17 protein-coding genes are annotated in these 20,184 nt (G+C 71.9%); 13 read left to right on the forward strand and 4 right to left on the reverse strand.

The window, feature by feature from the left end; genetic code table 11:
- The first annotated feature begins 310 nt into the window (after window positions 1-310).
- The 3 genes from IF30_RS0116115 to IF30_RS0116125 are packed head-to-tail and all read left to right on the forward strand — an operon-like array spanning window position 311 to window position 4,358.
- Window positions 311-2,455: a helix-turn-helix domain-containing protein gene (locus tag IF30_RS0116115; RefSeq protein ID WP_030238088.1), complete on the forward strand. Its 2,145-nt coding sequence runs from the start codon at window positions 311-313 to the stop codon at window positions 2,453-2,455.
- Entirely contained in the window at window positions 2,452-3,456 is a 1,005-nt protein-coding gene (locus IF30_RS0116120; protein WP_030238092.1) for a hypothetical protein, read from the forward strand. Before IF30_RS0116115 ends, IF30_RS0116120 begins: the two co-directional genes overlap by 4 nt.
- Complete coding sequence (locus tag IF30_RS0116125; protein ID WP_030238095.1) at window positions 3,453-4,358, forward strand: DUF6339 family protein; 906 nt, start codon at window positions 3,453-3,455, stop codon at window positions 4,356-4,358. Before IF30_RS0116120 ends, IF30_RS0116125 begins: the two co-directional genes overlap by 4 nt.
- Here the strand turns inward: IF30_RS0116125 and IF30_RS0116130 are convergent.
- Both IF30_RS0116130 and IF30_RS0116135 read right to left on the reverse strand, forming a co-directional pair.
- Window positions 4,283-5,614 (reverse strand): DNA cytosine methyltransferase, encoded by a 1,332-nt coding sequence (locus IF30_RS0116130; protein ID WP_030238097.1) that lies wholly within the window; start codon window positions 5,612-5,614, stop codon window positions 4,283-4,285. The genes IF30_RS0116125 and IF30_RS0116130 overlap by 76 nt on opposite strands.
- 11 nt (window positions 5,615-5,625) lie before the next feature.
- The gene (locus tag IF30_RS0116135; RefSeq protein WP_051710391.1) at window positions 5,626-6,102 is read right to left on the reverse strand and encodes a very short patch repair endonuclease; all 477 of its coding nucleotides are present in this window, start codon (window positions 6,100-6,102) and stop codon (window positions 5,626-5,628) included.
- A 412-nt stretch (window positions 6,103-6,514) separates the two neighbouring features.
- Here IF30_RS0116135 and IF30_RS0116140 point away from each other — a divergent pair, with 412 nt between their 5' ends.
- Complete coding sequence (locus IF30_RS0116140) at window positions 6,515-7,921, forward strand: APC family permease (protein WP_107054413.1); 1,407 nt, start codon at window positions 6,515-6,517, stop codon at window positions 7,919-7,921.
- A gap of 202 nt (window positions 7,922-8,123) precedes the next feature.
- Window positions 8,124-9,761 carry an amidohydrolase gene (locus IF30_RS0116145; RefSeq protein ID WP_030238105.1) on the forward strand — a complete coding sequence of 546 codons (1,638 nt, stop codon included), beginning with the start codon at window positions 8,124-8,126 and terminating at the stop codon, window positions 9,759-9,761.
- A gap of 117 nt (window positions 9,762-9,878) precedes the next feature.
- On the opposite strand, the gene IF30_RS0116150 is transcribed toward IF30_RS0116145, so the two are convergent.
- A complete protein-coding gene (locus IF30_RS0116150; protein ID WP_030238108.1) occupies window positions 9,879-10,607 on the reverse strand; it encodes a TetR/AcrR family transcriptional regulator in 729 nt (242 codons plus the stop codon).
- 109 nt (window positions 10,608-10,716) lie between these two features.
- Here IF30_RS0116150 and IF30_RS0116155 point away from each other — a divergent pair, with 109 nt between their 5' ends.
- The 8 genes from IF30_RS0116155 to IF30_RS0116190 all read left to right on the forward strand — a co-directional run bounded on the left by IF30_RS0116155 (window position 10,717) and on the right by IF30_RS0116190 (window position 18,568).
- Window positions 10,717-11,349, forward strand: a complete 633-nt coding sequence (locus IF30_RS0116155) for a cupin domain-containing protein (protein WP_030238111.1) — start codon at window positions 10,717-10,719, stop codon at window positions 11,347-11,349.
- A gap of 189 nt (window positions 11,350-11,538) precedes the next feature.
- On the forward strand, window positions 11,539-12,543 hold the full coding sequence (locus tag IF30_RS0116160; protein ID WP_234322715.1) for a DMT family transporter: 1,005 nt from the start codon (window positions 11,539-11,541) through the stop codon (window positions 12,541-12,543).
- 220 nt (window positions 12,544-12,763) lie between these two features.
- Complete coding sequence (locus IF30_RS0116165) at window positions 12,764-13,933, forward strand: ATP-grasp domain-containing protein (protein ID WP_051710393.1); 1,170 nt, start codon at window positions 12,764-12,766, stop codon at window positions 13,931-13,933.
- 313 nt (window positions 13,934-14,246) lie between these two features.
- Window positions 14,247-14,567 carry a type VII secretion target gene (locus IF30_RS0116170; RefSeq protein ID WP_030238120.1) on the forward strand — a complete coding sequence of 107 codons (321 nt, stop codon included), beginning with the start codon at window positions 14,247-14,249 and terminating at the stop codon, window positions 14,565-14,567.
- Window position 14,568: 1 nt separating this feature from the next.
- On the forward strand, window positions 14,569-16,155 hold the full coding sequence (locus IF30_RS0116175) for a hypothetical protein (RefSeq protein WP_051710394.1): 1,587 nt from the start codon (window positions 14,569-14,571) through the stop codon (window positions 16,153-16,155).
- A 7-nt stretch (window positions 16,156-16,162) separates the two neighbouring features.
- Window positions 16,163-16,567: a hypothetical protein gene (locus tag IF30_RS0116180; protein ID WP_234322716.1), complete on the forward strand. Its 405-nt coding sequence runs from the start codon at window positions 16,163-16,165 to the stop codon at window positions 16,565-16,567.
- Entirely contained in the window at window positions 16,564-17,007 is a 444-nt protein-coding gene (locus tag IF30_RS0116185) for a protease inhibitor I42 family protein (RefSeq protein ID WP_030238129.1), read from the forward strand. Before IF30_RS0116180 ends, IF30_RS0116185 begins: the two co-directional genes overlap by 4 nt.
- A 259-nt stretch (window positions 17,008-17,266) precedes the next feature.
- Window positions 17,267-18,568 (forward strand): YhgE/Pip domain-containing protein, encoded by a 1,302-nt coding sequence (locus tag IF30_RS0116190; protein ID WP_030238132.1) that lies wholly within the window; start codon window positions 17,267-17,269, stop codon window positions 18,566-18,568.
- 102 nt (window positions 18,569-18,670) lie between these two features.
- Here the strand turns inward: IF30_RS0116190 and fdhD are convergent, their stop codons facing one another.
- Entirely contained in the window at window positions 18,671-19,612 is a 942-nt protein-coding gene (fdhD, locus tag IF30_RS0116195; protein WP_078891420.1) for a formate dehydrogenase accessory sulfurtransferase FdhD, read from the reverse strand.
- Window positions 19,613-20,184: the final 572 nt, after the last annotated feature.

The following is a 20,184-nucleotide window of genomic DNA, read 5'->3' on the forward strand; positions in this document are numbered from 1 at the left end:
AAAAATCAGATGTATCGGCCCCTGTTTCGGGGCCACTTCACGCGGCGTCCGCCGGGGAAGTGGAAAGAACCTTCCCATGGATTCCCTCGGCGTGCAAGCTGCGATCCGGCCCGGCCTCGGGCGGACTTTCCGTGGGAATTCGGGCAATTGGGAAGGGATTTCGGATTTCTGTTCCAGATGCGCGTTCGACTCCGGCCGCGTCGGGCGCGACCCTGTCAAAGGTCGGTTGACAAGGGCCTGTCGCTGTCAACAGCGATGCGGTAGCGTGGCTTCCACCTCGTGAAACAAGCCATCCGGAAGCAGGTGGGACGTGAAGGCGGCTGAGGACTTCGGCCCCTGGCTGGCGCGCCAGCTCAAGAACGCCGGGAAGAGCCAGACCGATCTGGCGGAGGACCTGGGCGTGACCCGAGCCGCCGTCTCGGCCTGGATCGTCGGCCGCTCCGTACCCCGGGACGACACCATCCGGCTGATCGCGGAGGTGCTCAACACCGACCTGGAAACCATCCACACCCGCAGCTCCGACGCCCAACTGGGACTGCCCATCACCTGGTACCACCGGCCGGCCCACGCCGACGGCGGTCGCGAGTACGGCAATGCCGCCGCGTTCGCCTTCGAGGCCGATGTCTCGGTACTCGCGCGCGAGGCCACCCAGAACAGCCTCGACGCGCGCCTCGATCCGGTCGAGCCCGTCCGGGTACGCTACACCCTGCACGAACTCACCGGGGAGGCTCTGGCCCGATTCCGGGAGGCCATCGACTGGGAGCGTCTGCGTCCCCACTACGAGGCACTCACCGCCGACGGCGGGAAACAGGGCAAGGTCTCGCGCACGATCGCGGCCGGACTGCGCGACATGTACCAGCACGACCGCCTGGTGCTGCTCCGTGTCGACGACTACAACGCCACCGGGCTGACCGGCGGTGACTACGAGGACGGGCTCTTCGCCGCCGTCGTCCGTCGACAACTCGACAGCCACAAGCGGGACCTCGGGGCGGGCGGTTCCTACGGCCTGGGCAAGGCCACCCTGTGGGCCACCAGCCGGCTCGGCCTGGTGCTGATCAACTCCACCCTCTCCGAACCCCACGAGGGGCGCACCGAACGGCGCCTCATCGGCCGGCTCGACCTGCCGTGGCGTGAGGTGGACGGTCGCGCGTGTGCCGGCCCGGCCTGGTTCGGGCGCCCCGACCCGACCACCGAGTCCGCGGACGTGGTCCGTTCCTGGTGGGCCGACGAGGAGACCGTCGAGAAGCTCCACCTCACCCGCGAGAGCGCGGCTCCCGGCACGTCCTTCCTGATCGTGGGCGCCCACGACGTGGCCAGCCTGCTGTCCGTCAACGGTGCCGTGGACGACGAGGAAACCGCCGAGGACGACGACTCCGTGCACCGCATGCACGCACGCCTCGTCGACGCGCTCGGCCGCAACTTCTGGGCGGCGATGACCGGCGGCGGCGACCACAAGCCGCACCTCGAGGCGTCCGTCCGCACCTGTCGCAACGGGGAGGTGCTCATCCCCGAGGAGCACGTGGACCCGGCCGTCGCCCAGCCGTCCCGCACCCGCGCCCTGCGCGCCTTCCTGGAGGGGACCACCGTCGACCGGCTGACGGGCCCCGGCCAGGTCGCCCGAGCCGTCGTACCGCTCAACGTGCCGCTCCACGGCGGTCAGGTACGCGGTGGCGTGCCGCACGAGGCAGTGCTCCTGGTGACCAATGCCGAGGACGCCGACGGCCGTCCGAACCGGCTGGTCTCCATGCGGGGCAACCGCATGACCGTCAAGGACAGCCCCGCCACCAACATCCCGATCGGCACCAACCCCTTCCAGGCGGTCCTGCTCGCCGGTCGGGCGGCAGGCCCGGACGCCCCCGGCGCCGAGGCCGCCGAAGAGTTCCTCCGCGCGTCGGAGCCGCCCGAGCACAACAAGTGGGGGCAGACGGAGGAACTGCGCCTCGCCTACTCGCCGTCCGCGCACCGGCGCATCGCCGCCCTGACCACCGCGGCGAACGCCGCGGTTCGCGACCTCGTGGCGGTGCCCCGGGCCAGGCGCCGCAACGGGGGCGAAGCCAAGATCGCAGGGCGGCTCAAGCTGGGCGGCAGCGCGAGGAAGCCGCGCCAGGCCACGGCTGCGGTCCTGCCCGAACTGGACAACGTGGACGCGCTGATCGACGAAACCGGCGCCTGGTCGGTCACCGTCGACCTGCGAGTGTCGTCGGGCGTCGACACGGACCGGCCGGTGACGCCGGTCGCCAAGTTCGACGTGCGTTCCGGGCCGCGCCCGGCCGCGCCCTGGAAGGAACTCGTCGCCGTCAGTGGCTGTGAGGTCGTCGACGGTGCCCTGCAGCTGTCGGCGGGAAGCCGCAAGGCCGTCTTCCGGGGGATCACCGACGTGTCCCGGCATCCGGTCCGGGCCCAACTCACCGGACTCGTCGTCGAACTCCGCAGCGGAAAGGGGGAGCAGGCGTGAAGGTCTACCCCTACCGGCGGCTCACCGGAAACGTCTCCTGGCGCGTCGACAGTGCCCAACTCAAGGCCGAGGGCGAGCCCTGGGAGGACGTGGAGAGCAAGTATCTCTCCGTCGTCGAACGCGTCGTCGCGCTCGGGCCCGACGAGGACCGCCCCGACTGGACCGAGGCCCGGCTCCGACTCTCCGCCGGCCTCCCTGCCAAGGCACTGGATCCCGCGGGGCCATGGCAGAACACCAAGGTCGTGGCCGTCCTGACGGAACGGGCCACCAACACCCGTACGACCGTGGAGTTCTCGTCGGTTTCCGCGGACGGCCGCGAGCGGACGGCCGAGCTGTACCTGAACCGTTGCGACCTTCTCGACCGCGCCACCCTCGCCGTGCACGTGGTGGCCACCGTCGACGGCGTCCCCGGGCGTGTCATCGCGACCTCCGACACGGAGTGGTTCGTCGACGTCACCGCGGTCGTGCCCTCACTCGCGCGCGAACTCGAGGTCAGGATGGTGAACTTCGGTTCCGGAGCCGGCCGGCTCCAGCGCTTCAGGGACTCCCCCTGGCTGGTCGACACCACCGGTCGGATCCCCGTCGTGCGCGTCAACACCGACTTCGAGGGGCTCGGCGACCTGATCGGCGCAGACGGCGGCACCGGCCCGGAGGCGACCGTCCGGGAGGTCCTCCTCGCCCAGATGTGCTCCGAGGTGTGGACGGCCGTCTTCCACTCCGCCGTCGGCGACCTCGAGGTCGAGGAGGACGGCACACCGGTGTTCCCCCATGGCTGGCAAGGCGACGTGCTCCGGGAAATGCTCCCCGACATGTACCCCGGGCACGAGCCGGAGCACGCGCTGAGAGAAGTGCACGCGGCTCGCACCGGCGCCTCCGCCACCGGATGGGGGGAACTCCAATCCCGGATCCACTTCGCCGCCTCGCGGCGCGCCGGCGTCCCCCGGACGCTCTCCACCACCATCCGAGACCTGGAACGCCTCACGCAGGGGGACGACGCATGACCGACCGGCCCAGCCACCTCCCGGAGCGCCTGGCCGTGCTGCCGAACGCCGAGGCGGCGGAATTCCTCACCGACGGGCTGCTCACCGGTCGCGAGGAGGTGCCGAGCATCAAGCTCAACCAGGTCACCGAACCGCTCGCGCACACCGACCGGCGCGGCGAGCTTCGACCTGTCCGCGACCTGGCCGAGGACGCCATGGCCTACTGCCGGAGCAACGGGTTCAAGGCCACCCAGGCCGACGCCTGGCTCGCCCCGCGGCTCCACGCGGCGCTCCGACTCACCCGCCGAGAGGCGGCCGACCCCGGGTTCTGGAACTACCTCGCCCTCGGCGTCGCCCCGGACTACGTGGTCTGGCGACACCTGCCGGAACCCAAGGACGACAAGGTCGCCAAGGTGGCGGCCGTCCGCTTCCGCGGGCCGTACCACAAGCAGGCCTTCGCCCGCCTGTGGTGGGCGGCGGAACTCTTCCGTGACGGTGCGGACTACGGACCCGTGGTGACGGCCTGCGGCAACCAGGACATCCTCAACACGGCACTCCGGATGTCCGTGATCAACCACCGGCCCACGGCGCAGGCGATCGTCCGGCTGGTCGTGAAGGGGACGATCACCGGCGGCCGTGAGGCCAACGCCCTGGCCGGAGCCGTCAACGCCTCCGCCGCGACGCTGATGTACGACGTGATCGCTCCCGACCACTCCGAGCGGGACTCCCGTCCACTGCTCGACTGGATCGACGAGGCCGAGACGGCCCGCCAGGTGTCACGCAACGCGCTTCCGACAGGCCCCGCCGAGGAACCCGCGCCGGAGCTGTCCGTGAGCATGCTGGCGGACTACTTCGCCGACCTCTTCGCCGACGCGCCGGTCCGGGGGCGGGACGAGCCGGAAGCGGCCGAGGAAGAAGCCTGATCCTCGGGCTTCGGGCAGTCGGGGCCGCAGCCGCCGGAAGCCTCGCAACCTTCCAGGCGCAGGTCCGTGTACCTCGTGTCGGTCCTGTCGAGCCGGGGCCAGCTCTCCCGCAGCCGTTCCTCGGGCGGGAGCGGCAGCGACAGGGCCGCCGCCAGCACGTGCATGCCGAACAGGGGAGGCACGGCGTTACCCACCTGCTGCGACTGGTCTCCGCCGCCCCACGGATAGTCGGGCGGGAAGGTCTGGAGGATGCCGGCCTCGGGGATGGTCAGGCGGTCGGGGTCGAGGTCGGGACCGTTCGGGTGCCGTCGGACCGCGTTGCGCGAGACCTTCCCCGTGACGGTGAACGACGGCTGCTTGTGCGTTCGGATCCCGCGGTTCTTCGGATCGCCGCCGCTGCCGTAGTTGGACACGATCTCGAACGGGCCCCGTCGGCTCGTCAACACTTCCTCCATCGCGACCCAGGGCCTGAGCGGCGCCGCCCCGTCCACCGGCAGCGTGGGCTGAGCGTCGTCGGGCCCGCCCTCCTCCGGCCTGCGCAGGTTGAAGACGTGGTGGGTCGGAGCGGGAAGCGGAGGGACACCGTGCTCGGCGAGCCGCGCGATCAGGATCGTGCGGCGGCGGGTCTGCGGGACGCCGTACGCCTCGGTGTGCAGGGTCTTGACCTCGGCGACCTCGTACCGGACCCTCGTTCCGTCCTCCCGGGGCAGACCCTTCTCCAGAGCCTTCTTGTAGACGTCCCAGAGCGCCTTGACGGCGGGCACCTGCTCCAGGACGATCACGTCGAACGGGCGACCGTTGCGGTTCGGGCAGGCGAGGGCCTTGATCGCGTACCGGAGCGGCTCCAGGACCAGGGCGGTTCGGGGATCGCCACCCATCTCCGCCAGCCGTTCGTCGACGTTCTCCTCCCCGGCCCCGTCGACCAACCGGTGGATGAGCTCCTTGACCTTGTCCAGGGCCTCGCGTCCCGCACCGCTGCCGGCCACGGAGTACGTCTGGCAGGGCGGCCCGCCGGCCAACACGTTCAGGTCTGCGGGGAGCTTCTGGAATCGTTCCCGCCGGACCTCGCTGACGTCCGCATGCCACGTCCTGAGCCCGGCCGCGTAACGCGTCTCACAGGCGTCCTTGTCCCACTCGATGCCGAGCGAGGGCACGCCGAGCATCTTCGCAGCCACGTCCAGACCGCCGGGACCGGCGAAAAGGTCCAGAATGCGTGGTTTCGCGAGGAATGGAGCGGCTGCGCCCGAGCTGGTCATGTGGCCAGAGTCTAGCCGGCGACGAGACGTGCGGTGTACTCGGTCGCCGCTTCGGCCGTGCTCCGCCCGGGCCCCGGCCGCCGTTCCCGGACCAGCGCTGCGATGCGCTCGGCGGCTTCGACGGCGCTCTCGTGCTCCCAGACGCGGACCGACAGCCAACCGGCCGCAGCGAGCCGGGCATCCGTGTCGAGGTCCCGGGCACGGTTCTTCTCGATCTTCTCCCGCCAGAACCCGGCGTTGTTCTTGGGCCACGTCGCGTGCTCGGGGCAACCGTGCCAGAAGCAGCCGTCGACGAAGACTGCGATGCGCGCCGGACCGAAGAGGATGTCGGCCTCACGGCGCATGCCCTTGAGCGGCTTGCGGTGCACGCGATAGCGGAAGCCCGCCGCATGCAGGATCCTGCGGAGGGTGATCTCGATGCTCGTGTCGTGACTGCGCTGCTTGCTCATCCGGGCGCGGATCTTCGGCGTGGTCTCCAAGGTGGGCATATCCCCATTCTGGCGTCGCGGGGTGACACGGACCACGGGCCCCGGTGGACGGGCGGTCACGCCGGACCCTCCGGGGCCCGGTGCGTTGCTCGGTCGCGGTGGGCGCGGTCTGGAAGGCCCCCGACCGGAGCCCGTGAACGACGTGGGCGAGCGTGGCTGCCGGCCGCAAGCGAACCGGCGAGCGGCCGCCGGGGACGGACCCGGAGGCATCACCGCCCGGCCTTACGACAACGGCATTGACGTGTGAAGGCGCCGCCGGTTTCATGGCTCGCACCCCGCATGGCGCCGCCCCTCCGGCGCGTGCGTTCCCCCACAGGTGCACCCCCACGACCAAGGCGGTGATCCGTTGGCATCGACGGTGAAGGACACGGGCAGCGGCCCGAGAGCGGACGCGGGCGGAGCCCCCGCCGGCATGCAGAAGTCCATCGGCCTGCTGGACGGTGCGGCGATCGCCGCCTCCAGTACGGCCGCCACCAGCAGCATCGGGATCGGCCTCGGGCTGATGGCCGGGGTGGTCGGCATGCACCTTCCGGCGATCATGCTGCTGGCCTTCCTGCCCGTGCTCGCCATCGCCGGCGGGTACGGGCGGCTGAACGCGGTGGAGCCGGATGCCGGGAGCAGCTACCGGTGGGTCGGGCGGATCCTCAACCCCTGGCTGGGGTTCCTCACCGGGTGGGTGAACACCGTCGGGACCGTGGTCTTCATGGCGTACACCACGACCGTCACCGGCTCGTCCGTCGTCCAACTGCTCGACCAGGCCCACGTGCGCGGCGTCGCGGGCGTGCGGCTGGACGCGGACTCGACCGTCCAGTGCACCCTGCTCGGCCTGGTGGTCCTGGTCGGTGCCGCGCTGGTCGCGGTGCGCGGGCTGGACCTGGCGGCCCGGTTGCAGAAGGCGCTGCTGGTGTTCGAGTACGTCGTGCTGCTCGGCTTCTGCGGGTACGGGCTGTTCGCGGGGGACCAGCCGTTCTCCCTGCAGTGGTTCAACCCCTTCGACCTCCCCTCCCTCGACGCCGTCGCGCAGGGCATGGTGCTGGCGGTGTTCTGCTACTGGGGCTTCGAATCGGTGTTCAGCGTCGGCGAGGAGGTGCGCGACCCGCGCGACGCCTCCCGAGGCGGCATGATCGCCCTGGTGGTGATGATGCTGCTGTTCCTCCTCGCCGGCACGGCCTTCCAACGGGTGCTTCCGATCGGCGAATTGGCCGACAACGGCGCGCACGGCCTGGCCTACTTCGGGGCCCGGCTCGCCCACCAGCCGCTCGCCGCACTGCCGTTGATCGCCCTGATGTTCTCCGCGGTGGCCTCGCTGCAGTCCTCGGTCATCCCGACCGCCCGCGGAATGTACGCGATGGGGCGAGACGGGGTGCTCGGCCCGGTCTGGACCCGGCTGCACCCACGGCACGCCACCCCCGCCGTCGGCACCCTGCTGGTCACCGGCATCGCCGCCGCGCTGGCCCTGGCCTCGGTCGCCATCCCGACCGTCAACGACTTGATCTCGGCCGCCGTCAACGCCATCGGCATCATCGTCGCCCTCTACTACGCCCTGACCGCCATCGCGGCTGCCGTGCGGTTCCGCGGGCTGCTGCGCACGAACCTCGTGGAGGGGCTGCGTGCCGTGGTCGGGCCACTGCTGGGCGCGGCGGCACTGCTCGCCGTCGGCGGCTACCTCGCCTGGAGCTTCTACGACTCCACCGACCACTTCGAACTGTCGGCCGGCAACGGGTGGTTCGAGCTGACCGTGGTGACGTTGATGATCGTCAGCGGGCTGCCGGCTGCGGCCTGGGCCCGCTGGCGGCGGCGCTCACCGTACTTCCGGTGAGCCGGAAGCCGTCGCCGTCCCCGCGCGGCGACAGGGCGGCAGGAGAACGGCAGTTGAGCGGCGGCAGGGCGGCGGCAGGGCGCCGGCAGAGCAGCCGCAGGGCAGCAGCAGCAGAGCGCCGGCGGGCATGAGGACAGGCGCGAGAACAAACGCGAGAACGGGCACGAGAACAGGCATGAGAAACAGGAACGGAGCGCCACCGATGACCGAGGCCGACCTGGTCTTCACCAACGGACCCGTGCACACCGGCGACGCCGCCCGCACCCGGGCGAGCGGCCTGGCGGTGATCGGCGAGCGGATCGCCGCCGTCGGCCACGACGAGGTCCGCGAACTGATCGGGCCGAAGACCGAGGTCGTGGACCTCACCGGCAAGCTGCTGCTGCCCGGCTTCCAGGACGCGCACATCCACGCGGTGTTCGGCGGGGCCGAGTTGGCGGCCTGCGACCTCACCGGGACGGTGGGCGTCGCCGACTACCTGGAGCGGATCCGGGCGTACGCCGAGGCCAACCCCCGGCAGGAGTGGATCACCGGCAGCGGGTGGTCGATGGAGAGCTTCGACGGCGGCCTGCCGACGCGCGGGCTGCTCGACGCCGTCGTCCCCGACCGGCCGGTGTACCTGACCAACCGGGACCACCACGGCGCCTGGGCCAACACCCGGGCACTGGAACTCGCCGGCCTCACCCGGGACACCCCCGACCCGGCCGACGGGCGGATCGAGCGCGAGCCCGACGGCACCCCGAGCGGCATGCTCCAGGAGGGCGCCACCGCCCTGGTCGCCCGGCTGGTGCCGCCCTCCACCGCCGCCGACCGGCTGGACGGGCTGCTGCGCGCCCAGCGGCTGTTGCACTCGCTCGGCATCACCGGCTGGCAGGACGCGCTGCTCGGCGAGTTCAACGGCCAGCCGGACCCGTCCGACTCCTACCTCGCCGCGGCGCGCTCCGGCCGCCTCACCGCCCGGGTGACCGGCGCGCTCTGGTGGCAGCGCGACCAGGGCGCCGAACAGATCCCCGAACTGGTCAGACGGCGCCAGGAGTTGAGCCAAGGGCGGTTCCGGGCCGGCTCGGTGAAGATCATGCAGGACGGGATCGCGGAGAACTTCACCGCCGCGATGACCAGCCCCTACCTGGACGGCTGCGGCTGCGCCACCGCCAACTCGGGCCTCAGCTTCGTGGATCCGGCCGCGCTGCGCGGTTACGTCACCGAGCTCGACGCGCTCGACTTCCAGGTGCACTTCCACGCCCTCGGCGACCGGGCCGTCCGGGAGGCGCTGGACGCCGTCGAGGCCGCCCGGGCCGCCAACGGACGGCGCGGCGCCCGCCACCACCTCGCCCACCTTCAGGTGGTCCACCCGGACGACCTGACCCGCTTCGCGCGACTCGGGGCGGTCGCCAACATCCAGCCGCTGTGGGCCGCCCACGAACCGCAGATGGACGAGCTGACCATCCCGTTCCTCGGCCCGGAACGCGCCGCCTGGCAGTACCCCTTCGGCGACCTTCAGCGCGCCGGCGCCACCCTGGCGGCGGGCAGCGACTGGCCGGTCAGCAGCCCGGACCCGCTGGCGGGCCTGCACGTGGCGGTCAACCGGATGGAACCGGAGGCCACCGACGGGCGCGTCTTCCTGCCCGAACAGCGGCTCGACCTCGGTACGGCGATCGCCGCGTACACGGCCGGGTCCGCGTACGTGAACGGGCACGACGACGCCGGCGTCCTGGAGGCCGGGCGACTCGCGGACCTGGTCGTGCTGGACCGGGACATCCTCACCGGGCCGGCCTCCGAGATCGCCCACGCCCGGGTACTGCGGACCTACGTGGGCGGGCAGTTGGTGCACGCGGCGGACTGACCGACCCGGGAACCGCAGGCGCCGTCGCCCGTCGCCCGTCGCCCGTCGCCCGTCGCCCGGCGCCCGGCGCCCCTCGATGCCGGCTGGTGGCTCAGCGCCCGACCGGGTGACGGTGCCCTACGAACCGCTGCTCCGCCCGGTTCCGAGCCAGGCCCCGAGTCGGGCCCCGGCGGCGTCGAGGAGGAGGTCCAGGGCGTACGGGTAGCCGCTGCGGCGCATGTCCGTGGTGAGGAGGTGGGCGGTGGCCGCGATGTGCGGGTGGGTGGCGGCGTCGAGTTGGGCGTAGGAGGCCTGCCAGACCTCCAGGTCGGCGGTGGCGGCGGGGGCGGGGAGGGCCAGGGCGGCGGCGTCCAGGGCGGCGAAGCCGAGGCTCTGGTCGACGAAGGCGTGGTAGGTCCGGACGGCTTCCGCGTCCGGGAAGCCGGCGGTGCGCAGGATGCCGAGGATTGTTTCGACGGCGGCGATCTCGTGGGTGCGGCCGGTGGTGCGGTGGGCGGCGAGCAGGGCGGCCTGCGGGTGGGCCTGGTAGCTGGCGTGGATGCGCAGGCCGATGGCGCGCAGGTCGGCCCGCCAGTCGCCGGTGGGCTGCCAGCCGTGCTGGGCCCGGCCGATGAGCTCGTCGGCGATGGCGATCAGCAGGTCGTCGGTGCTGTGGAAGTAGCGGTAGACCGCACTCGGGTCGGCGCCGAGGGCGGCGCCGAGCCGCCGGACGGTGAGTGCTTCGGCGCCGTGCTGTCCGACGAGCCGGATCGCGGTGTCGACGATGAGTTCGGCAGACAGGACGGTGCCCTGCTTGGTGGGGCGCCGCCGCTTCCGGTGCGGTTCCGGGACTACGCGTTCGCTCATGCGCGCAGGCTATGTCAACGAGCTTGACGTAGAGAAGGGGTAGGACGAAGGCGGGGGAGTAAGGCCGGGTGCCGCTGGTGGGGCGGTCGGCGGGACCTAGGATGCGATCATGGCTGACTCGGCTCCTTCCACCGACGCTCCTGGCCCCACCGGCGCTCCTGGTGCCGCCGACGGTCCCAGCCCTCGTGACCCGGAGCTCGGCTTCCCGCGCCCCGGTGAGGTCCTGCAGCGGCTGCGGACCCAGCGCGGCATGTCGCTGCGCCAAGTGGCCGCCGAGTGCGGACTGTCGGTGTCCTTCCTGGCCTCGCTGGAACGCGGTGAGACGGACATCGCGCTGGAGCGGCTCGGCCGGCTCGCGAGGGTGTTCGGCCATGACGTCGGATCGTTCCTCGGTTTCTCCCGGGGGCCGTCCGCCCCGTCGGTGTTCCCCCGGGAGGGGCAGGAGGAGCTGCGGCGGGCCCCGGGCGTGGTCTACCGGGTGCTGCGTTCGCCTGAGCTCGGGTACCAGGTCGTCACCGGCGACTTCGCGCCGCACAGCGGCATCGACGAGGAACTGCAGCACGAGGGCTCCGACTTGGTGATGGTGACCAGGGGCACCCTGGTGGCCCGGTACAACGGGGTGGACCACGTGTTGAGCGCCGGGGACTGCATCCAGTGGTCGGCGGGCCGCCCGCACAACTTCCGCAACGACACGGGCGAACCGGCCCAGCTGGTGTGCGTGCTGTTCTCCAGCCTGTACTGACCGCTCCGCCCTCCGGGCCACGCACCCCCAACCCGTCAACCTCCCACCTGCCTCACGGACAAAGGTCCGTGGGGCAGTCGTCGTTTTGATCCGAGTCGATGGCGGCGGCGCTCGCACGTCTCGACCTGAGCGGTATTCTGCTCTACTGTGCTGTATATCGAACATTTGGAGACTCGGAGGAGCTCGGAGATGACGATGCAGACCCCGCCGGTCGAGAGTGCCGAGTGCCCCGCAGCCCCAGCCGAAGGCCCAGGCGGAGGGCCAGCCGGACACCCGGCCGGAAGCCGGGGCGCCGGCCCGGGCGAAGACCCGCATACCGCCGCCGCACCGCGCGGCAAGGGGGCCGACCTGGCCCTGCGGGTGGCACTCGTCGCGGTCTGGAGTTCCGGGTTCGTCTCCGGCAAGCTCGGCCTGCGTCACGCGGCGCCCTACACCTTCGCGGCCTTACGGTTCGCGATCGCCGGTCTCGTGCTGCTGGCGATCGCCGGGATCCGCCGGGAGCGCCTGCCTCGCGGGCGCTTGTTGCTGCACGTCGCGGTGGCCGGCGTGCTCGTCCAAGGCGTGCAGTTCTCCAGCATCTACGTGGGCATGGAGCTCGGGGTTTCCTCCGGGCTTGCTGCATTGGTCATCGCGCTCTACCCGCTGACCGCCTCGCTGCTGGCGGTGCCACTGCTCGGCGAGCGGGTCTCGCGCGGCCAGTGCCTGGGCCTGGTGCTCGGGCTCGGTGGGGTCGTCCTTGCCGTCGCCGACCGGATCGACCTGTCCGGGAGCTACCTGCTGGGCCTCGGCTTCCTGCTGCTCGGACTGCTCGGCATCTCGTACGGCACCGTCCACCAGAAGCGCCACTGCGGGCGGATGGAGCCGGTGAGCGGCAACGCCGTCCAACTGCTGGCCGCCGCAGTGGCGGTGCTTGTGCCCGCGTTGCTGGTCGAAGGCTGGGACGTGCGGTCCGCCGCCACCTTCTGGCCGGTCCTGCTGTGGACGGCGCTGATCAACTCGATCGTCGGCGTCGGGCTGCTCTACCACCTGCTGCAGCGGCACGGGACGGGCCAAGTCAGCAGTCTCTTCTACCTGGTGCCGATGTGCACCGCCGTCCTGGCCGCCCTGCTGCTCGACCAGCCGCTGGGCGCGCTGACCGTGGGCGGGCTCGTCCTCGCCACGGCCGGCACCTTCCTCGCCAACCGGGTGCGCTGACCCGCGACTTCGAAGCCGCGACCCCGAAGCCACGACCCCGAAGCTACGACTTCGAAGCCACGACTCCGACGCCGCGACGCCGAGGCTGCGACACCGGAGCCGCTATGCCGGAGCCGCGACGCCGGAGTCACCACTCCGCTGCCGCCACTCCGGGCCGTCGCTCCGAAGTAGCCCGGGAAGCAACTCCTCTACTCCGTACGACAATTGAGAGGCGCTCGCCATGACCAACATCGCCGTGCTCAACTACGGCCCCCGGCTCGACTACCCCGCGATGTTCCCCGAACTCACTGACAATCTGCAGGTGTTCAGCCAGAACGAGCTCAAGAACACCGAAGAACTCGGCCGTTACGAGTACGTGCCGGACTCCGACGCCGTCCCCTACGCGGAGCTGATGATCCGTCGCCTGCACCGGGAGCGACCGTTCACCCACATCATCACCGACAACGAGTACGACCTCGAACGGGCGGCCCGGATTCGCGAGGACCTCGGCCTGATCGGTCAATCCGCCGTCAGCGCGCGGTCGTTCCGCGACAAGGCGGTGATGAAGGAGGTCGCCGGCCGGGCCGTGCCGACCGCCCGGTGGGCCCGGCTCGCCACGATCGTGGACCTGACCGACTTCCTCGCCGACGCCGGGTACCCGGTGGTCGTCAAGCCGGTGAGCCAGGGCGGATCGCGCGACATCGCGGTGCTGCGCTCGGACGAGGACCTGCTCGCGTTCAGCCGGCGGCGGTGGCGCGAGGACCTGATGGTCGAGGAGTTCGTCGAAGGCCCGATGTACCACGTCGACGCGGTGCTCGGTGACGGCTACCGCTTCGTCGCCTCCTCCCGCTACCTGCGCAGCTGCCTCGGGGTGTTCTCTGGCCGGAACAACGGCTCGGTGCAGCTGCGTCCGGAGAGCGGGACGGCCCGCCGGCTGGAGGAGTTCCTCGACCGAACGCTGTCGGCTTTCGAGACCCCCGCCGTCAGCGCGTACCACCTGGAGGTGTTCCACACCCCGGACGACGGGCTCGTGCTGTGCGAGATCGCCTCGCGGGTCGGCGGGGACCGCATCCCGTGGATCACCCGCGCCACGTACGGGGTGGACCTGCACACGGCGGTGCTGCGCCAGTCCTGCGGGCTGCCCGTTCCGCCGCCGCCGACCGAGCCGCCGGCGGAGGTGCACGGCTCGGTCTCCATCCTGCCGCAGGGCCGTCCGGTGCGGGTGCCGGGGGCGCCGCCGTTCCCGTGGGTGCGGCACTACGAGGTCAACGAGGACCTGGAACCCGGGGCGGTGACCCTGCACAGCGCCTCGCACCTGTGCTTCGTGGTGGTGAGCGGCGCCGACACGGCGCAGGTCGAGGAACGGCTGCTGGAGGCCGAGGCCTGGGTGATGGCGAACCTGGACGAGTAGTGACGAGTAGTGACGAGCAGTGGCGAGTAGTACTGAGCGGTGGCGAGTGGTGACCGGTGCGCGCCGGCCCCGGGTGCCGGCCCGACCGGCGCCCGCGGGCTCCCGGCGCTTCAGTCCCGACGCTTCACCTCTGACGGCTCGCCCCTGACGGTTCACCAAGGAATTCCCTCGATCCTGTGATCGTTCCGCGCAGATCGGGCGGGTTGTGCGACCGGCCCATCAAGCCGCCGTCCGGGCCTGCGGGTGGCGGCAGAACTGCCGCTATGCTGACCGCCGGTCTGCGCGGGGCGGACCGGGAACCGGGGGACGACGGATGAGTGGCGACGGTGCCGGGGCGGGCTTCAGCGCCCACCCGGACAAGCTCGGCGACGCGGGCGACCAGCTGATCGCGGCGAGCACGGACGTGGGCTCGGTCAAGGACGCGCTGGGCAAGCTGGGCATGTCCGGCGAGGACACCTTCGGCGAGTACGGCGCGGGCGACGCGGCCAAGGCGTTCTGGACGGCCTGGCAGGACGAGCTGGGGGTCAACGTCGACGCGCTGAACGACCTCGGCGGCAAGGTGCACACCACCGCGGCCAACTACAGCACCACCGACCACGGCGTCGGCCAGCAGTACCAGCAGCAGGGGGCGTGACGTGCCCGACCACAGCATCGACCCGCTCAACCCCTTCGGGAACCTCGGCAACCAGCGCGAGCAGGCCGAGCGGCTCAAGAAGACCATCGACGACTCGCACGGCATGTGGGGCGCCGGAGACCTCAAGTACGCCGTCCACGACGCCCTGCAACTGCCCGCCCCCAAGGGCGACCCGGGCAAGCTCGGCCAGCTCGCCACCTCGTACAACACGGCGAGCAGTCAGCTCGACGAGATCCGGGTGAAGGTGGCCCGGGTCGGCGCCGAGCACCTGCCGGACGCGTGGACGGGGCAGGTCGGCGAGAAGGCGGCCGAGGTGGTCAAGGCCTCCGCGGACGACCTGACGCGCTGCCGCGACATGCTCGGCAAGGGCCGGGACCAGCTCAACGCGCTGGCGTCCGCGCTCAGCGAGGCGCAGACGCTGCACGGGCAGGGCCACGAGCCGCTGAGCGAGGCGCTGAAACTGCTGCACGACATCACCGTCGCGGGCGCACCGGACCCGATCAACTGGGACGACGACAAGATGCACACCGCCCACGGCAAGGCGAAGGCCGGCATCAAGTCGATCTTCGATGCCGCGGTGAAGGCGGAGGACGCCGGCCGTGCCGCCGCCCGGGAGCTGAACGCGCTGGCGGGCAAGGCGCTCGCCGCCCGCTTCAAGAACAAGGGCCTGGGCGCGGCCGACAAGCTGGTCATCGCGGACGCGGAGGTCGCCGGCAGCGACCAGTTCGGCACCATCCTCACCGCCAACGACGTGACCCGGGCCGGCCAGTTCATGGACAAGATGAGCGACGCCGACCGGGCCCGCTTCGACCAGCTGCTGGCCGGCAGCAAGTCCCCCGAGGAACGCGCCTACCTGATGAAGGCGCTGGCCGCCGGGCACAGCTACGACGAGGTCAAGGCCTTCGACGACCAGATCCACGACCACGCCGGCGACCCGGCCTGGCTGGCCCAGCGCCTCTCCCCGGTGCAGATCGACTCCGCCTCGGGGAACCAGTCCGACACCGCCTACCAGGGTGTGGCGTGGAACCAGGGCGACAAGCCGACCTGCGTGGCCGGCTCGACCGTCACCGCCCGCGCCATGGTCGACCCGCTCTTCTCCCTCCAGCTCACCACCGGCGGCCACCCCGGCGACCCGAAGTACGACAACGGCCAGGCCGCGTACGACCGCTGGCTCAAGGAGACCGACCGGGTCTACGACACCAAGAGCTGGTGGAACGGGTGGCAGGACGGCATGAGTGACGGGGAGTCGAAGGACGCCGCCAACGCCGAGATCGGCAGCCACACCGGGGCGGGCTACCACACCGTCGACCTGGAGGGCCCGGAGCAGCGCAAGGACGTGCTGGCCCAGGTCGAGTCGGCGGTGGACCAGGGCAAGCCGGTGCCGATCGGCGTCAAGGAGGACACCTGGTTCCGCCCCGACGGCCACCAGATGATGATCATCGGGCACCGCGGCGACCAGCTGGAGATCTACAACCCCTGGGGCTACACCGTCTGGGTGAGCGAGAGCGACTTCGTCAACAACCACATGGAGGGCGCGGCGCAGGGCGGCAACATGCCGATCGCCGACCACGTCCAGATGCCCAAGTGAGGCCCCAGTGAGCACCACCCCCCAACCGACCCCGCAGCCGATGAGCGACGCCCGGCTGGCCGAGCTCGACGTCGGGATCCTGCTGCGCTTCGGCCTGCCGAACCCGGGCGGGCACCGCTCCACGCTGTTCGGCGACGGCGCGGTGGCCGCCGCGATCACCGTCGACCGGCTCGGCGTCCTGCCGCGCGCCCTCGTCTTCCTCGGCGAGGTGGTCCGCGCCGGCGGCACCCGCTACGCGGCCGCCCTGCCCGAGCCGCTGCCCGGCCCGGCGGCGGCCGTGGCGCGCGGCTGGCTGGAGTCGGCCGCGATGGTCGTCGGGGACGCCACCGGGGACCTGCTGGTCGCCCGGTGGCTGGAGGCCGTCGCCGCCGTCCTCGCGCTGCGGGTCACCCACCGCGAGGCGAACCAGTGACCCGGCGCCGGATCCTGATCGCTGCGATCGCCCTGCTGGCCGTCGCGGGCGCGGTGGGCGCGGTGGTGATCCACCGGATGACCACCGGCAAGCTCGACCACGGCACGGTGTTCACCGCGTCCTCCGGCGACCTGGCGGTCAAGCCGGGCGAGCTGTTCTCCGTCGAGGTCAGCGCCCACCGGGTCACGGGCCAGATCTGGACGGTGGCCGACCCGGCACCCGACCCGGCCGCCGTACAGACCGTGGGCGACGAGTACGTCAAGAACTTCGGCCTCAAGGACCTCGTCGGCGCGACCGGCTCGGCCGGCTCCGGCGGCCGCTACTACTTCGTCTTCCGCGCCGGCCCCAACCCGGGCCGCACCACCCTCACCCTGCACGACCCCCACCACGCCGGCGGCGGCGACCAGGACGAGCGGCACTACACCGTCGACGTCCGCTGAGGCGCACCGCAGGCGGCCTCGCCCGCCCGGGCACGTACCGGCGTGTCCGGGCGTCCCGGCACGTACCTGCATACCGGTAGTGCCGACGCGTAGCGGTATGCCGGCGCGTGCGGCGGGTGAGGCGTAGTGGCCGTCCCCGCACGCCTGCACCGACCCCTTGGGCCACCCGGGTGACGCGGGTTTGGCCCTCCGGCCGCCACGGAACGACTACCCGCCGTACCCGCAGCGGCACCAGTCGTGCCCGGACCCGAGGGGTGGCATGGCGACCACAGGCTCCCAGGAGGCTCCCCGGCAAGCGAGGGCGCTGGCACTCGCCCGGAACCCTAAGCTGTGGCTCTTCCCGGGAATCCTGTGCGGCGTGCTGGCCGTCGTCCTCTCACTGCTCTACATGGGCGGCATCGTGAACCCGACCGGGCACCTGCACCGGCTGCCGATCGCCCTGGTCAACGCGGACCAGGGCGCGCCGCCACCCGGCCGACCGGAGAACTTCGGCACCCGGCTGACCAAGGCGATCGTGGCCGGCACACCCTCCGGCACCGTCGCGTGGCGGCAGGTGGACGAGGCCGGGATGCGCGACGAACTCGCCACCGGCAAGGTCTACGGCGCGCTGCTCGTCCCCAAGGACTTCACCGCCGCCACCACCGCGCTCGTCACCGGCGGCGCCACCGAACGGCCGACCGTCACCGTGCTCACCAACCCCGGCCTGGGCAGCCTCGGCTCGTCGCTGGCCTCCCAGATCGCCCAGAACGCCGCCCACCAGGCCTCCCTGGCAGCCGGCCGGGAACTGCTGGCCGCCCTGCCGGCCGCGCCCGCCCCGGGTCCCGACACCGGCGCCACCGCCCGGCTGCTGCTCGCCGACCCCATCGCCGTCACCACCCAGGTCGGCCACCCGATCGGCAGCCACAGCGGGCTCGGCCTCAGCGCCTTCTACTTCACCCTGCTGGCCGTCCTGACCGGCTTCATCGGCGGCAACATCATCCACAACGGCGTCGACGGCGCGCTCGGCTACAGCGACAGCGAGATCGGCCCCTGGCACACCCGCCGCCCCACCGTCCCGATCAGCCGGACCCAGACCCTGCTGCTCAAGATGATCATGACGGCCGGGATCATGCTGGTCACCACCTCCCTCGTGCTGCTCTGCACGGTCGGCATCCTCGGCATGGACGCCCCGCACCAGGCGATGCTCTGGCTCTTCGCCTACTGCGCGAGCCTCGCCGTCGGCCTCGGAGTGCAGGCGATCAACGCCGCGTTCGGCGGGATCGGGCAGCTGGTGTCGATGTTCGTCTTCATCGCCCTGGCCCTGCCGTCCTCCGGCGCCACCGTCCCGCTGCAGGCCGTGCCCGGCTTCTACCGCTTCCTGAGCGTCTTCGAGCCGATGCGCCAGCTCAGCGACGGCATCCGGGCGATCCTGTTCTTCGACGCCCGGGCGGACGCCGGGCTGGCCCGCGGCTGGGTCATGATCGCCGTCGGTGTCGTGCTGGCCCTGGCGTTCGGCTTCGGGATGACCCGCTACTACGACCGCAAGGGCCTGCACCGCTGGACGCCCCAGCCCACCGACTGACACCGGCGACGGCCCCGCGGCCCCGCGGCCCCGCGCCGCGCGGCGCCCTTGCGCACCGCCTCGTACAGGGCGGGCCGGAAGAAGCGCCGGTCCCCTCGTCCGCTACTCGGCCGCATCCGCGTTCGCGGCGGTGTCCTCCGTCTTCTTCCCGTTCCCGTTCCCGTTCTGGTTCCCGATCGCGTTCTGGTTTCCGTTCCCGCTCCCGATCCCGTTCTCGTCGGGGAGTCGGATGCGGTCGGTGCGGGTGTACACGTTCATCGAGTCGCCGCGCAGGAAGCCGACCAGGGTCAGGCCGCTCTCCTCGGCGAGGTCCACGGCCAGCGACGAGGGCGCGGAGACCGCCGCGAGCACCGGGATCCCCGCCATCACGGCCTTCTGCACCAGCTCGAACGAGGCCCGGCCGCTGACCATCAGCACCGTGCCGCGAGCCGGCAGCAGGCGCTCCCGCAAGGCGTGGCCGACCACCTTGTCCACGGCGTTGTGCCGGCCGACGTCCTCGCGCAGGCAGAGGAGACGCCCTCCGGCGTCGAACAGGCCGGCCGCGTGCAGACCGCCGGTGCTGTCGAAGACCTTCTGGGCGGCACGCAGCCGGTCCGGCAGGGCCGCGAGCAACTCGGGCGCGACGCGCAGCCCGTCCCCGGCGACGCTCCAGGGCGCGGTGGTGCGCACCGCGTCCAGGCTGGCCTTGCCGCACAGACCGCAGGAGGAGGTGGTGTAGAAGTTGCGCTCCAGCGAGGCGTCGGGGGCGGGCACGCCGGGGGCGAGCACGACGTCGACGATGTTGTAGGTGTTGCCGCCGTCGGCCGTGGCACCCGCGCAGTAGCGGATCCCCGCCACCTGGTCGGCGGCGTGCACCGCGCCCTCACTGACGAGGAAGCCGGCCGCCAGGTCGAAGTCACTGCCGGGAGTGCGCATGGTCACGGTCAGCGGGCGCCCGCCCACCCGAATCTCCATCGGCTCCTCGGCGGCCAGGGTGTCGGGGCGGTACGAGGGCGTGCCCTGGCGCAGACGCAGCACCCTGCGCGGTACGGTCACTCGGCCCATGGTCGTCGGCTCCTAGCGGATGGTCGGTACGGACAGCAGTGCGACCGCCTCTGTCATGGCGAACTCTGTCGTCGCGGTCTCTGTCACGGCGGACTCTACGGATGAATCCTCGCGCGTTTCGCGGCCGCGGTCGTCCGAGCGGTGCCGGCGGGCCCGGGGCCCGGGGCTCCAGGCCTCGGGCCCGGGCGGACAGGGCGGGCGGGTCGGTCGGGCTCCGGCGGCCGGCACCGCCCGCCGAGAAGCCGTCCCCGGTGGTGCACACGGCTGGCTCGTCCGTCGCCAGGCCGCGACTGCGCCGACGGTCAGGCGGACAACAACGGGGGCCTGACGGGGCGTGACGCCGTCGGCGAAGTTCGTTGCGTCGTTTGTCGTTCTCACCGAATCCGCCGGGGCGGCATCACCAGCCGCAGCGGATTCCGGAAGCCTACGCGTTCCGGAGACGGGTGCAGCGCGGAAAACCGGCCCGGTCCGGGTGACGCCCGCAGCAGGGGCAGCCGAAGGCTCTCGGCCCGGCTCGGCCGACGCCCAGCAGCGTCCGGCGCGACGTGGCGCGCTGCAGTGCACCGATGTGC

Source organism: Streptomyces sp. NRRL S-350 (assembly GCF_000719705.1).
Classification (GTDB): Bacteria; Actinomycetota; Actinomycetes; order Streptomycetales; family Streptomycetaceae; genus Kitasatospora.

Bases quoted from the DNA above. Each gene is read 5' to 3' on its own strand.
- IF30_RS0116170 (WP_030238120.1), top strand. From the start codon at position 14,247: ATGAGTGGCGACGGTGCCGGGGCGGGCTTCAGCGCCCACCCGGACAAG.
- IF30_RS0116165 (WP_051710393.1), top strand. From the start codon at position 12,764: ATGACCAACATCGCCGTGCTCAACTACGGCCCCCGGCTCGACTACCCC.
- fdhD (WP_078891420.1), bottom strand. From the start codon at position 19,612: ATGGGCCGAGTGACCGTACCGCGCAGGGTGCTGCGTCTGCGCCAGGGC.
- IF30_RS0116125 (WP_030238095.1), top strand. From the start codon at position 3,453: ATGACCGACCGGCCCAGCCACCTCCCGGAGCGCCTGGCCGTGCTGCCG.
- IF30_RS0116150 (WP_030238108.1), bottom strand. From the start codon at position 10,607: ATGAGCGAACGCGTAGTCCCGGAACCGCACCGGAAGCGGCGGCGCCCC.
- IF30_RS0116145 (WP_030238105.1), top strand. From the start codon at position 8,124: ATGACCGAGGCCGACCTGGTCTTCACCAACGGACCCGTGCACACCGGC.
- IF30_RS0116140 (WP_107054413.1), top strand. From the start codon at position 6,515: ATGCAGAAGTCCATCGGCCTGCTGGACGGTGCGGCGATCGCCGCCTCC.
- IF30_RS0116160 (WP_234322715.1), top strand. From the start codon at position 11,539: ATGACGATGCAGACCCCGCCGGTCGAGAGTGCCGAGTGCCCCGCAGCC.
- IF30_RS0116190 (WP_030238132.1), top strand. From the start codon at position 17,267: ATGGCGACCACAGGCTCCCAGGAGGCTCCCCGGCAAGCGAGGGCGCTG.
- IF30_RS0116135 (WP_051710391.1), bottom strand. From the start codon at position 6,102: ATGCCCACCTTGGAGACCACGCCGAAGATCCGCGCCCGGATGAGCAAG.
- IF30_RS0116130 (WP_030238097.1), bottom strand. From the start codon at position 5,614: ATGACCAGCTCGGGCGCAGCCGCTCCATTCCTCGCGAAACCACGCATT.
- IF30_RS0116155 (WP_030238111.1), top strand. From the start codon at position 10,717: ATGGCTGACTCGGCTCCTTCCACCGACGCTCCTGGCCCCACCGGCGCT.